Annotated in this window: 13 protein-coding genes; 7 read left to right on the forward strand and 6 right to left on the reverse strand. The window is 44.7% G+C overall.

The features are described from left to right. Positions 1 to 93: 93 nt before the first annotated feature. Positions 94 to 1,557, reverse strand: coding sequence for a fructuronate reductase (locus ACRRS1_RS03840; protein ID WP_432454477.1), 1,464 nt, complete (start codon positions 1,555 to 1,557; stop codon positions 94 to 96). 844 nt (positions 1,558 to 2,401) lie between these two features. Between ACRRS1_RS03840 and ACRRS1_RS03845 the strand changes: the two genes are divergently transcribed. The 7 genes from ACRRS1_RS03845 to ACRRS1_RS03875 all read left to right on the forward strand — a co-directional run bounded on the left by ACRRS1_RS03845 (position 2,402) and on the right by ACRRS1_RS03875 (position 9,449). Then, positions 2,402 to 3,184: an FCD domain-containing protein gene (locus ACRRS1_RS03845; RefSeq protein ID WP_432460965.1), complete on the forward strand. Its 783-nt coding sequence runs from the start codon at positions 2,402 to 2,404 to the stop codon at positions 3,182 to 3,184. Between the two features lie 132 nt (positions 3,185 to 3,316). Further along, entirely contained in the window at positions 3,317 to 4,495 is a 1,179-nt protein-coding gene (gene uxuA / locus ACRRS1_RS03850) for a mannonate dehydratase (protein ID WP_432454475.1), read from the forward strand. A 619-nt stretch (positions 4,496 to 5,114) separates the two neighbouring features. Further along, entirely contained in the window at positions 5,115 to 5,942 is an 828-nt protein-coding gene (locus tag ACRRS1_RS03855; protein ID WP_432454474.1) for an HDOD domain-containing protein, read from the forward strand. A 78-nt stretch (positions 5,943 to 6,020) separates the two neighbouring features. Beyond that, complete coding sequence (gene rluF, locus ACRRS1_RS03860; protein ID WP_432460967.1) at positions 6,021 to 6,884, forward strand: 23S rRNA pseudouridine(2604) synthase RluF; 864 nt, start codon at positions 6,021 to 6,023, stop codon at positions 6,882 to 6,884. Between the two features lie 44 nt (positions 6,885 to 6,928). Then, positions 6,929 to 7,315, forward strand: a complete 387-nt coding sequence (locus ACRRS1_RS03865) for a DNA polymerase III subunit psi (protein WP_432454472.1) — start codon at positions 6,929 to 6,931, stop codon at positions 7,313 to 7,315. Then, a complete protein-coding gene (gene rimI, locus ACRRS1_RS03870; protein WP_432460968.1) occupies positions 7,288 to 7,752 on the forward strand; it encodes a ribosomal protein S18-alanine N-acetyltransferase in 465 nt (154 codons plus the stop codon). Before ACRRS1_RS03865 ends, rimI begins: the two co-directional genes overlap by 28 nt. A gap of 407 nt (positions 7,753 to 8,159) precedes the next feature. Further along, positions 8,160 to 9,449 (forward strand): DEAD/DEAH box helicase, encoded by a 1,290-nt coding sequence (locus tag ACRRS1_RS03875; RefSeq protein ID WP_432454470.1) that lies wholly within the window; start codon positions 8,160 to 8,162, stop codon positions 9,447 to 9,449. Positions 9,450 to 9,562: 113 nt separating this feature from the next. On the opposite strand, the gene ACRRS1_RS03880 is transcribed toward ACRRS1_RS03875, so the two are convergent. The 5 genes from ACRRS1_RS03880 to ACRRS1_RS03900 all read right to left on the reverse strand — a co-directional run bounded on the left by ACRRS1_RS03880 (position 9,563) and on the right by ACRRS1_RS03900 (position 13,102). Then, complete coding sequence (locus ACRRS1_RS03880; RefSeq protein ID WP_432454469.1) at positions 9,563 to 10,879, reverse strand: MipA/OmpV family protein; 1,317 nt, start codon at positions 10,877 to 10,879, stop codon at positions 9,563 to 9,565. Then, positions 10,863 to 11,435, reverse strand: coding sequence for a thioredoxin family protein (locus ACRRS1_RS03885; protein WP_432454468.1), 573 nt, complete (start codon positions 11,433 to 11,435; stop codon positions 10,863 to 10,865). The genes ACRRS1_RS03880 and ACRRS1_RS03885 overlap by 17 nt, the downstream gene beginning before the upstream one ends. A gap of 268 nt (positions 11,436 to 11,703) precedes the next feature. After that, positions 11,704 to 11,889: a DUF2986 domain-containing protein gene (locus tag ACRRS1_RS03890; RefSeq protein WP_432454467.1), complete on the reverse strand. Its 186-nt coding sequence runs from the start codon at positions 11,887 to 11,889 to the stop codon at positions 11,704 to 11,706. Positions 11,890 to 12,014: 125 nt separating this feature from the next. Further along, positions 12,015 to 12,689, reverse strand: coding sequence for a Bax inhibitor-1/YccA family protein (locus tag ACRRS1_RS03895; protein WP_432454466.1), 675 nt, complete (start codon positions 12,687 to 12,689; stop codon positions 12,015 to 12,017). A 71-nt stretch (positions 12,690 to 12,760) separates the two neighbouring features. After that, the gene (locus ACRRS1_RS03900; RefSeq protein WP_432454465.1) at positions 12,761 to 13,102 is read right to left on the reverse strand and encodes an HPF/RaiA family ribosome-associated protein; all 342 of its coding nucleotides are present in this window, start codon (positions 13,100 to 13,102) and stop codon (positions 12,761 to 12,763) included. Positions 13,103 to 13,151: the final 49 nt, after the last annotated feature.

The raw sequence follows: 13,151 nt of genomic DNA on the forward strand, positions 1-13,151 counted from the left end.
GGCCGATTATTGCGAAGCGGGTATTCGCTTCGCAATGATATGGGTTTGTTTAGCAATGCATCCTTCGACGCCCCACCTTCGGAGTCGGCTTGTTTATAGGGAAGCCACGGCCGCGCGAGCGCCTGTTTGACAAATGATTTGGTAGGCTTTGCTGATTTCGGCAACCAAGTGATGATGATTCACAAGCTCTTTACCGAAGACGGATTCAAGTCCTAGCAGGGCTTTGACTCGTGATGCTTGTTCTGGATGTGCTTGGTAAATCGCTTTTAATTGCTCTGCCATCGGATCTCGAACCTCTATGGGCTGTTGGTTTTCATCTTCGCCACCGACGTATTTCATCCAAGCAGCGATGCCCATTGCTAACCATTTGTAGTCTGAGCCTTGGTTTAAGTGATAACGCAAGGCGCTACCAAAACGCTGTGGGATCTTTTGGCTACCATCCATAGCGATTTGCCAAGTTTGATGTTTTAAACTTGGATTACTAAAACGTTCTATCAGTTGCTTGGCGTAGGCAAGCAAATCGGTACCCTCTGGCATGTTTAAAGTCGGAGCTTGAGCTTTGATCATTAAATCGAAAGCGGCTTGGCGGTAACTCTCATTGCTCATGGTATCGGAAATATGTTGATACCCTCCCAGATAGCCGAGATAAGCGAGGAAGGAATGGCTGCCGTTTAACATGCGTAGTTTCATTTCTTCGAAGGGAACCACGTTGCTTACAAATTCTGCACCGGCGATATCCCAATCAGGACGCCCATTAACAAAATTATCTTCAATCACCCATTGTTTAAAGGGTTCACAGGCGATACCACAGGGATCGGCGACGCCAAGTTGTTGGCTGATTTCTTCCAAGGTTTCGGCGGTTGCCGCAGGAACGATACGATCAACCATGGTACAGGGAAAGCTTACTTCTGCTTCGATCCAAGCGGCAAGCTCTTGATCAACCGCTTGGGCAAAATCGAGTACGGCGGCGCGGGCAACATGACCGTTTTCTTGAACATTATCGCAAGACATCACCGTAAAGGCGCGCCGACCTAAATCGCGCCGCATTCTCAAGGCTTCAACGATATAGGCGATGGCCGAACTCGGTTGTCGAGGATTAGCCAGATCGGTGGCTATCAACGAATTATTGAGATCTAAACGACCGCTTGTCGGATCGACACAGTAACCTTTCTCGGTGATGGTCATCGAGATAATTGCTACTTGTGGCTCGGCCATCTTCGCTAATACCGCCTGCGAGCCTTCAAAGCTGGGATGCAAGGATTCGGTTACTGAAGCGATGAGTTTCACGGTGGTTTCGGTAGCCCCTTTTTCGCTAACCGTATATAGATGATCTTGTTGGCGGAGTTGGCGGATTAGTTCCTCTCCGCCAAATAGGTTGATCTCGCAGATCCCCCAATCACTGCTGGATTTATCTAATACTTCGTTGGTGAATAAGGCTTGATGGGCACGATGAAAGGCGCCAAAACCAAGATGGACAATGCGACTTTTCAGATTTAATCGAGGGTAGCTCGGGCGGAGTACTCCAGCCTTAAGAGTGGTATTAGCAATATTGTTCATTATTTTTCCTTATTTTCCGTCAGTCAAACTGGCGGAATGTTTATCGATAATAAAATTCATTTTTGATTGAGTCTTCAAGTCTCACCCTTCCCCCCTGGAGGCAAAGGTTGCTTTGTGAAATCGAGTCCACTGTATTTGCGCGATAATCGAGGCTGCATAGAAGCACCTTTGTTGTTTCATTGCTTTGTTGGTGAGTTTGCTAAGCATCGAGCTGTGGAGAAATCGCATAGCAGTCGTCGATAAAGATCGCCCTCGGTTCATTGAATTTGTTAACTTTGGTATACCAATTGTTAGTTGTTTTCCATTTGAGCGAATAAAGTAACTAGTGATAAATTTGGTTGAGCAGTTATTTTTGACGATAAATGGTCTTGGGCTTCTTTAGGTCAGGATTATAAGGAAATACCATGAAACAGATGGTGATCGGTGTCACGCAATTGGTTAACCAAAGCGTTGGGTTGAATTGTATTGGTCGGTTATTTCTGGATATTGGTTTGACATTGCGTTGTTTTATCGCGAATATGTGCGTCGAAGCTGAATCAAATCGAACTTACAAGCTTTGAGGTTTCTACTGCTCGAGAGTAAAGCGATGAAGCTGGCTCTGCTTTGGCCGCTGTGAGTGCTATACAGCAATAAACGGCGATGCAACTGAAGTATTTCGGCCTAGAACGCGTGGCTCTGCCGCTGTATTGATGATTTCTTTAGGGCGATTGGGGAAGCCAGCTGTTGAGCCGATGAAGGCTATTAATTCAATTGATTATTGAAACATGAAAACAAGGTGTTACGGCAGTTTTAGATAAACAGGTTGACCAATTTGCTTGGGCCATTATGATGAACGCATAATGTAATGGACAATAGTGATAAGCAGATCATGATGCTTTTTGAACCGAAACGACCGTATCAGGAACTCGGTCTAATACTGAGACAAGAATTAATGGATGGTCATTACCAAGTGGGTGACCGTCTACAACCTGAGCGTGAGATTGCCGAAAGGCTTCAGGTGAGTCGCACCGTGGTGCGTGAAGCCATTATTATGCTGGAGTTGGAAAATTTAGTTGAAGTCAAGAAAGGTTCTGGGGTTTACGTTGTGAATATTCCGGACCAATCGAATGGCCGTGAAAATGTGATGAAAGATGATGCAGGCCCTTTTGAAATGCTGCAAGCTCGGCAATTACTCGAGAGTAATATTGCTGAATTTGCGGCGATTCAAGTAACTCCAGGCGATATCGTGAAGATGCGGGCGGCTTTAGAGCTGGAACGCAAAGAACTGGCCGAAGGCTCTTGTAATAGCAGTGGCGATGAGTTGTTTCATTTAAGCATTGCCGAGGCGACGCAAAACTCGGTTTTGGTGGATATGCTGAAGCATTCTTGGGAGCGCAGAGAACAAAGTCCAATGTGGAAAGTTCTTCATTCATACATTACTGATACGGCTTATCGTGAAGAGTGGCTTGCTGACCACGCCCGTATTTTGGCGGCGATGCAACGTAAAGATCCGATAGCGGCTAAAAATGCCATGTGGCAACACCTTGAAAATGTAAAACAGCGACTATTGGAGCTCTCAGACATTGACGACCCCAGTTTTGACGGCTATTTGTTTAGCTCGAATCCGGTGGTGTCGTTGGGGAAATGATGATCGGCCCCTGTTGGTTCTCCAAAATTGCTATGACTTAAATTTTGCAATGAATTGCTATTTTTAGTTTGTTTCATCGTTGGCACTACGATGGTGAAGTAAATTGATTATATAGATAAAAAGGTGGTTGTAATGGAACAAACTTGGCGTTGGTATGGTCCCAATGATCTGGTGTCTCTCGACGATATTCGTCAGGCGGGGGCGACCGGAATTGTGAATGCTTTGCACCATATTCCTAATGGGGAAGTATGGAGTAAACCGGAAATTCTAAAGCGTAAGCAAATCATCGAAGCGAAAGGTTTAAGCTGGTCGGTGGTAGAGAGTGTTCCGGTACATGAAGATATCAAAACTCAAACCGGTGATTACCAACAATGGATCGAAAACTACAAGCAAACCCTGACTAATTTGGCGCAGTGTGGCATCGATACGGTATGTTATAATTTCATGCCTGTTTTAGATTGGACTCGCACTGATTTGGCATTCGAAATGCCTGATGGTTCCAAAGCGCTACGCTTCGATCAAATCGCTTTTGCCGCGTTTGAGCTACATATTCTTAAACGACCAGCGGCCGAAAAAGATTATTCCGCTGATGAGCAACAACAGGCGCTGGCATATTTTCAGCAAATGTCTGAACAAGATGTGATTAAACTGACCAGCAATATTATTGCAGGTTTGCCGGGCGCAGAAGAGGGCTATACGCTCACCGAGTTTCAGGCTCAGTTGGACCGTTACGCGGGTATTACTAAAGATCGTTTGCGTGAACACATGGTTTATTTTTTACAGCAGTTAATGCCTGTTTGCGAAGCTTATGGTTTGAGAATGGCGGTTCATCCGGACGATCCACCACGACCTATTCTAGGTTTGCCGCGCATCGTATCTACCATTGAAGACATTAATTTTCTCACTGAACAAGTTCCCAGTAAAATGAATGGGATTACCATGTGTACTGGCTCTTATGGGGTACGTGGTGACAACGATTTGGTGAATATGATTAAGCAACATGGTGAGCGTGTTTACTTTACTCATCTGCGTTCGACTATGCGTGAAGAGAATTCGAAGAGTTTTCATGAGGCGGCTCATCTGGAGGGTGATGTTGACATGTATCAGGTCGTCATGGCGCTGTTAGCAGAAGAGCATCGCCGTAAACAGCAGGGGGAACAAAGACTGATCCCAATGCGTCCTGATCATGGCCATCAAATGCTCGATGATTTGAATAAAAAAACTAACCCTGGTTATTCGGCAATTGGCCGTTTGAAGGGCCTTGCTGAAGTCCGTGGCCTTGAGCTCGCTTTGCGCCGCGCTTTTTTTTAAGCGGGTTGTTTAGCGAATCTTAAACATTTTCTTAAGCTGGATCTGCTGCTGAGTGCTTATGCCACTTCGCTGTGATTCGATTGCCCGTTTGAGTCTCGAGCGCAGATTTGTGTCTCGCTCGATATTTTGCCGCTACAGTGAAGTGACAGTTGATGAATATTTGTAGTCGGTGCTGATCCATGCGGTGTTCGAAGGGCTAAAACTCGCGTGGTTAGCGGGGCGTCATTTTGGCTAGTTCGATTGGCTCATTAGCTTATGCTTTAGCTGACACTTGAATCGGTCGCCTGCGAATCTATTCTTTGGCTCATCGTCTGAGCGATCAATCATAAAACTTTAATTATAAGTAGGGCGCTACAGATGTAGTGCCTTTTTTACTTACAATATTCACTAGTTTGTCGCTGACTAATTGGCCGGGTGAACGTTGGTTTGCGCTTACGCAGATTTATCTTTATTGTGTGTTATCAAATACTGATAAATTTCATATTTTAACAATTCGTCAACTCAAAGTTACTCGACTGGCTTAAAGCAGCTATATTAGTAGTTAAAATTCGTCCTTAAATCGACATATTGAGTGAGTCTGCCGACACTCAGCAATGATATTGGTGGCAGGGAGGTTAGGATGACCGAACAAGAATTGCTTGCCCGGGTTAATGAATTACCGAAAGTTTCGAGCGTGGTGCAAGAGTTAGTGAGTATGCTTAATCACCCTGATTGCGATTTTGCGGTGCTCGCCAAGAAAATCTCGATGGACCAAGTGATTAGCGCACGGGTATTGCGCTTGTCTAACTCCGCTCATTTTGGTCATAGCAGAACGATTGCTTCGGTCAATGAGGCGGTGATCCGTTTGGGGGTTATCCCTTTAAAAACAATGATTGTGGTCTCTTGGTTGACCAATGCTTTCCCCAGATTTAAAACCTTAGACATGAAATTATATTGGGGAGATACCTTCGAGATTGCGATTATCGCCAGTAAAATTGCAAATAAAGTTGGGATCGATGCCAACGAGATGTTTACGGCTGGTATTTTGCACAACATTGGCGACTTGATGATCCATAGCTTGGTACCCGATATTGCCTGCGAAATTCTCGCGAGGGTGGCAGAAGGTGAAGATGAGCTTGAGTTACAACGGCGTTTGTTGGGGACGACAACTGCCAAATTGGGCGCGGAATTGGCCCGCAGCTGGAAGTTTGCACCGCGTTTAGTGGATACCATTGAGTTTTATATGAATCCTGATTTAGCGACTATTGAGCCGCTCAGGGCGTTGGTATTGAACTTTGCCTGTAAAGTGCATCGAGACTGGGACTCATTAGAAAGTAAAGCCGCGAAAATCGATTACTTGGTTAGCCATGCCCATTCTGGGCGTTTGATTCTGCCTTCGTCATACTATGTATCGATCGATAAGGTGAGAGGACAGGGGCGTGAAATGGCCGAGCAAATGTCTAGTTAGCTTGTTGTCGCATTTATTGGATTGGTGTTAGCGACCTGTGTTCTAATAGGCGGGTAAACTAGCCAGTGGAAGCCCTTTGTGAGTGCCTCAAGCGAAAAACGTCTAAATAAATTTATCAGTGACTCCGGTTTTTGTTCTCGTCGTGAAGCAGACAAGCTCATTGAGCAGCAGCGAGTCACCATTAATGGCATCAAACCCGAATTGGGAACCAAGGTTCAGCCTACCGATCGGGTTGCCGTGGATGGCAAATTAATTAAAGCCATCGCTAGCAATAAGTCTGATCGGGTTTATATCGCTTACAATAAACCGATTGGGATCACCAGCACCACCGAGCGTCATGTGAAAGGTAATATCATCGACGCTATTGCTCATAAACAGCGTATTTTTCCGATTGGTCGACTGGATAAGCCCTCTGAAGGTTTAATTTTTCTAACCAGTGATGGCGACATCGTTAACAAAATTTTGCGCGCTGAGAATGCCCACGATAAAGAATATGTGGTGACTGTGGATAAACCGCTGAGTGAGCGTTTTGTGGAGCGAATGTCACGCGGCGTACCGATCCTCGATACGGTTACCAAGCCCTGCAAGGTCAAAGTAAATAGCAAATTTGTGTTTACTATTATTCTCACCCAAGGACTCAATCGACAAATTCGTCGGATGTGTGAATACCTCGGCTATGAGGTGCTGAAGCTCAAGCGTACCCGGATTATGAATGTGCGTTTAGATGATTTACGACCGGGGCAGTGGCGTAATTTAAGCGAAGCTGAAATGTCTGAAATTAATCAGGCGGTGGCTCACTCGAGTAAAACGGCGGTTGAAGCGAGCAAATCTGGCGCTAAAACAGTATGGCATAACAAACAAGCGACGAGCACTCATCGGCTGAAGAATGCTCCCAAAAACAGTGGCAAAACCACGCTGAGTTTAAAGAAAAAACCACGTTGAGAACGGTTCGTGTGGATAACTGAAGATAGATATAGAGGCGTGAAATGTTAGATAAGCAGGCGCTGACCTACTTGGCTGAGATGGATATTGATGTTTGGCAAACTCGTGCTAACCTCGTCAGCCAAGTTATGACTGAGCCCTTGGCTTGGCCTTTGGTGATAGTGATTGAGCCAGATGAGTTACAAGTGCATATCGATCTATTTAAAGCTATTGTTGCTGCTATGGAGCTCGAATGGCAGGATGTTCATTGCGTTAGCGCCGCTCATTTTCCAGCGGCTTACCAAGCGTGGGTATTATGGGCAGATCCGCATCAGCCGGCACCAATTCACCCTTGCTTGATTGAATGTGATCCGCAACGCCTGCTCAGTGATCGCCAGGCAAAACGTATTTTATGGCAGCAAATATGCACTCAGCTCCTCAAGTCGAAGTAAGTCATCTGTCGGTGATGGATGTGCCGATGATGTTGAATATTGAACAGGCGGCTCATTCACATCCTTGGAGTCGCCAATTACTCAGTAGTAATTTTGGTGGTTTGTACCGTAATTTGGGTCTGTGGCACAAAAATCATTTGTTAGCTTATATGATCTTACGGGTGGTCGCCGGAGACGCAGAATTGATTAATTTGGCCGTTGATCCAGCACATCAAGGGCAGGGTTTAGGTAAGCGCCTGATGCAAGCGATGTTTGCGTTGGCTGAGCAGCAACAATGGCAGCAAATTATGCTGGAAGTTCGTCGCAGTAATGTGATTGCTCAGAGTCTATATCAGCGTTTTCAGTTTGTTGAAATTGATTGTCGTAAAGGATATTACCCCTGCGATAAGCTGGGCCGAGAAGATGCCCTGATTATGCAATATTGTTGCACTGTTTAGATTTATCAATTTGTTTTCTTACTCCTTTAGACTAACTGATGATTTACATCAGTGTATGTAGGATGCGATTGGCTTTGTTCATGCGCTCGTATTCCCGATACTAGCCTAGCATCGTCGTTATTAAAGCACGCAAAGCGCTCACGCTTTGGCGGTTCATCATGGCCTTCGAATTGACTAAACCGCTTACTCAATTCGCAATACTTGGCGTTTTCATTGCAAGATTGCGCAAAATAGCTGATTTGAGTCGATGTTGTCGACTGAGCTTGATTCTGTTGTTAGGATGGCCGCCCTATTATTTGTCGGTATTTTCCAATGTATAAAATGGCTGTCTCAACATTTTGTATTTTATTTGGATACTGACGCTGTGCGCTTGAGCTTGGCGTGATGCTGTAAAGGAAGATTTATCTATGTCATTTGGCTCTTTAGGCTTGTGTGCTCAGCTGTTGAAAAGCGTTGCCGAGCAAGGTTATGTAAGACCATCTCCAATACAGCTTGAAGCGATTCCGGTGGTACTTAGTCAGCGTGATGTGGTGGCAGTGGCACACACTGGCACTGGAAAAACGGCTGGTTTTACCCTGCCTATGGTGCAGCTATTATCAGGTGGCCCTTGTCCACAGACTCATTCGGTAAGGGCTTTAGTGATTACGCCAACCCGAGAGCTTGCCGCTCAAGTGGTCTTGAGCGTTCAAAATTACAGCCGGCATATGAATATTCGCTCTGCGGCTGTGTTTGGTGGCGTGAGGATTGAACCACAGATAGCTCAGTTGGAAAGTGGTTTGGATGTGCTGGTTGCGACTCCTGGTCGTTTGATTGATCTTTATAATCAAGGGGCGATTAACTTTGAACAGCTTGAGATATTAGTCTTGGATGAAGCTGATCGGATGTTGGATTTAGGATTTGTCGACGATATTCGTCACATTCAAAGCTTGCTCCCGAGTAAACGTCAAACGTTGATGTTTTCAGCAACATTTTCTAAAGAGATCAAGTTGCTTGCGAAGGGGATGTTAAATAACCCTGTTTTGATTGAAGTAACCGCTGCCAACAGTACCGTTGATACGGTTAAGCAGCTTATCTATCCAGTCGATAAGGCGCGTAAAAGCGAGCTATTGATCCACTTAATTAAAAGTAATCATTGGCATCAAGTTTTAGTCTTTACTCGTACTAAAGTAGGCGCCGATAACATGGTTACTCAGCTACAAAACGCTGGGATTAGTGCCGCATCAATCCATGCTAATCGAACTCAGCACGCCCGCACTCTTGCTTTAGAGGGTTTTAGAAATGGTGAACTAACCGTTTTAGTCGCCACTGATATCGCCTCTCGGGGGATTGAAGTTCACCAGTTGCCTTGTGTGGTTAACCTTGATCTCCCTTATGTACCGGAAGACTATGTGCATCGTATTGGTCGTACCGGGCGTGCAGGTACCTCTGGTTTGGCAGTTTCATTGTTTAGTGAAGATGAAGCCAAGCAGTTAGCGGCGATTGAACGTGTGATTGGTGGTAAATTTAAGCGGGAGTTCATTCCAGGCTTTGTGCCCACCCCCAAAGAGAAGGTCACAGTAGATGTATCCGATGATGAGGAGTATGGTAATTTTGAGCCCGATCCAGCACCTCAAGGTCGAAGAAAATCGAAGGGGCGTGGGAAGCGTGGTGGGAGTTCATCGAGTCGAAGCCGTAACAAAGGAAGTCGCAATAAATAAAAAGCTTAGAGCCCAGTATTCGATAAATTGATTTATCAGAGATTTTGATACTTAGGCTTGTTTTTGTTTGACTGTCGGAACCACAATATTCGAACTATATTGCGTAACCTAGACTACCAGGTCCATTGAATATGTAGCCCTTGGTAGTTGCTACCACCTTTAATACGGCCAAATAGTGAAGAGTTTTCAAATATCCCCGAGCGATGGTGGATGTTGTAACCTACCCAAATATTTTCTAGTTGCTTCTTATTGAGTAAATCACCTAAGTTAAGGTCTAGAGAAAAGTTCAAATAATTTAATAGCTTACTAGGCTTGTAACCCTTTCCTTCCTCACCTAATTCTGATGCTTCGAGGTAGGTTATGTTGCTGGTATAAGATAAACCTTCTGCAGCACCAAATCGCCAGCGTAATGGCCAGTGAAAGGTGTAATAGGCTTTAAATGCCAAGATGTATTCTAGGATCGGATCTTGAACCGCCGAGCTGTAGTGATAGGCGAAGCCGGGCGTGAGATATACTTCAACGGGATAACCTAGTAGGGTCTTACTGAGTAAATGTCCATAAAAAATTGAAGTTAATTGATTGTTATATTCATCTTTTTCCGCTTTAAAGTGGATGATGTCCCCTAGATTCGATGGTGTTGCCCAGGCGTGGGAGAGTTGTAAGTACCCCTTTGGCCATTTGCTGGATGTATTTGAATATTGATAATTAAAGAAGCTGATCCCTAAAAAGCTTTCATATTGAAAACGTTGATCGATGATCGGGATATTTTGAGTGCGCTTACCCAGATAAGAAGCGCCAACCTTCGCCATTAAGTAAAAGTCTCGCCACACTTGATAACGTAAATTGATGCCCATTTTTAAGTCGGTATCGGCTTTGGTTTTAAAAATTTCAAGGCCATAGTAGCGAGTATTATAGTTACTACTCTTCAAGTGGGCTGAGGCATAGGGTTCGAAATACCAAGCTTGATAGAATTGTTGCCAGGTTAGCTCAAGTTGACTGTGAAAGTGACCGAGGTCGTCACTCAATAATTCTAGGTTGAGCGAATAGTCGGGTTTAAAGCGCCATTGAGTCCTTAAACCAAAGTCGATGCCATCGCCACGTATCTTGTTTTGGTAGTTCGCCGGAATGTCGAAAAAACGGTAACGCCCCATTAGCGCGAGGTCAAAATCTTGTTCTTTCCATAATTTATAGCCAGCGCTTAAGCCATCTAAATACAGTCGCTCTCCTCGATAATAAAATAAGGGAACTACATCGGACACGGTACTAATGTTAGAAGTGTAGGGAATACTCGCATGACGCAGACCTAATGCAATTCCCCAGTCGTGCTGTTGTGGACCATCAAGTATGGGGTTGGCATGAGATGGTAAACTGGTGAGGCATAGACTTGCCAATAGACACGCAACTACTTGAACGTTAAGGAATTGATTCAACGGTAGATTTATCCCTGAGCGCAGCTTCTTGGGCCAGTATTGTTGCATGGCTGAGAGATAAACGAAAGCTCGCTTCAGAGAGCGGCATAAAATTACCACTATTGATATTATCTTGGGCGACCCAAATTTGTTGCATCGCTAACACTAAATATAGCGAAACCGGGTGTTCGTCGTCGAAAAGGATAAATGCAGATGGATAGGTATTGAGTTTAAAACGTTCGGCAAATAATCGATGACGGCGGTCGGTATCGGTAAGGATTTGCACCTTCACATAATCCGCTAATACTCGTTTTAATTCGGGATTATTCAGATAGTATTGTTCGAATGCTAAGCAACGTTGGCAGGCTTTACGCCGCAGATATAGAAATACCGGACGTTGACTCAGCTTTGATTCGCGAATCGCACCGTAATAGCCATCGATATCAAACAACCAGCCATCTTTAGCGCTGACACCTCTATCCTTTACATGATAAATAAAAATGTAACTTAGAGCGCCTACACCGAGTCCAATCAGTAGCAGGCTAAAAAATGTTTTTTTTATCGGTGCTAAGTTCATCTCATCTGCTCTTCTTGTTTCACAATGACGATGCGGCTACAAGTCTATATCGGCTTTGTATCAGTAAGCTTGAATTACATTAGAAAATCAACTGAGTACTTGAAAAGTGTGGCTTGAGTCTGCGATTCAGCTAAAGCGACTCCGCACTAAATTTATTTATCACAAATTTACGATTTTATTCTGCTTCAATCGGGATGTTTTACTTCTCGATTGGTTTTAAATGGTAATTAATGACGTCTATTTTGATGAATGATTCAATTTCAAGAGCTTAGGCTTGATTTGGCGACTCGCTGTCAGCTAAGGGGGGATCATTTGGGATGCCCGCGTCTCGTTCAGCTAAGGTCGCTCGTTCGGCCTTGCTGACGTAGCGAGGTTTGTTGGTTTTTTGATTTTTAGCATTCGCCTTTTTTGCTTTCTTTTTGAGGGTTTCGTTAATTTTCTTTTTACGATTCATCTACGGCTCGTTCAAGGTATTATTTATGCCTGTAAGGATAACAAATTCGTGCTTTCTTCGCATAGTTGAGCGTTAACAGAAAGGGCAGCACATTGGTGCTGCCCTTTGACGCGGACTAAAGCGTGTTAATCATCGCCATTAAGAAAGCCAAGCAATTGCAGCAGACTGGTGAATAAGTTAAAGATGGCAACAAATAAGGTGACGGTCGCCATAATGTAGTTGGTTTCTCCACCGTGAATAATGTTGCTGGTTTCATAGAGGATCAGTCCAGACATCAGCAATACAAACATCGCCGATACACCTAATGACAGGGCTGGGATACTAAACAGCATCGCACCTAATCCGGCTAGAAACGCCACCAAAATACCAACCATTAAAAAGCCACCCATAAAGCTGAAGTCTTTTTTGCTGGTGAGTGCATAAGCTGATAATGATAAGAAGATGGCGGCGGTGCCTACCATAGCTTGCATCACAATTTGGCCACCATTTGGTAGGCTTAAGTAGCTGCTTAAAATCGGCCCTAGAGTGAGACCCATGAAACCAGTTAGGGCAAATACACAGACTAAGCCCCAGCCACTGTTACGACATTTTGTCGTGGCAAACAATAGTCCAAAATAGCCAACCATAGTGAGGATTAAACCAGGGTGGGGGAGGTTTAGAGCCATCGAGGTGGCAGCCATCAGCCCGCTAAAGAGCAGGGTCATGGACAATAAGGTATAAGTATTACGGATCACTTTATTACTTGCCAGCACGCTCTCGTTGGTGGTGCTTGGTGCATTTGAAAAAGGTGATGTGTTCATTTTGGTATTCCTTATTACTGCGAATCGCTCAGTTGTTTGTGGTAAATAACGCTCAAAGTGCGCTTGGTCGTTTATATCGGTTCGCTGATTAGCGGTGCGCGTAACGCTTTGTTGCGTATTCGAGCTATTTTACGATTTACAGTGCGGCTGGCTCGGCTGGCCGCGCGATCAACTGCAACACTGATCTGCGATTGAGTATCCTCAATCACCACATCTGCTTGACCACTCAGTTTCACTAATATTTGACAGCGTTTATCGTTGCCACCGCGCGTCCCGTTCGTATCGGAAAGTCTCACCATAATGCGCTTAATACGTTGGTATTGAGATCCCATGGCGAAATGTAGCCGACGGCGAATATAATCTTGTAAAGACGGTGTTAGGGGTAAATGACGTGACTGCATGTCTATTTGCATCTGCTTCTCCTCACCAATAAAAACTGATTAGAGCGATTAGCTTATGTTG

Source organism: Agarivorans sp. Z349TD_8 (genome assembly GCF_050870825.2).
Classification (GTDB): Bacteria; Pseudomonadota; Gammaproteobacteria; order Enterobacterales; family Celerinatantimonadaceae; genus Agarivorans.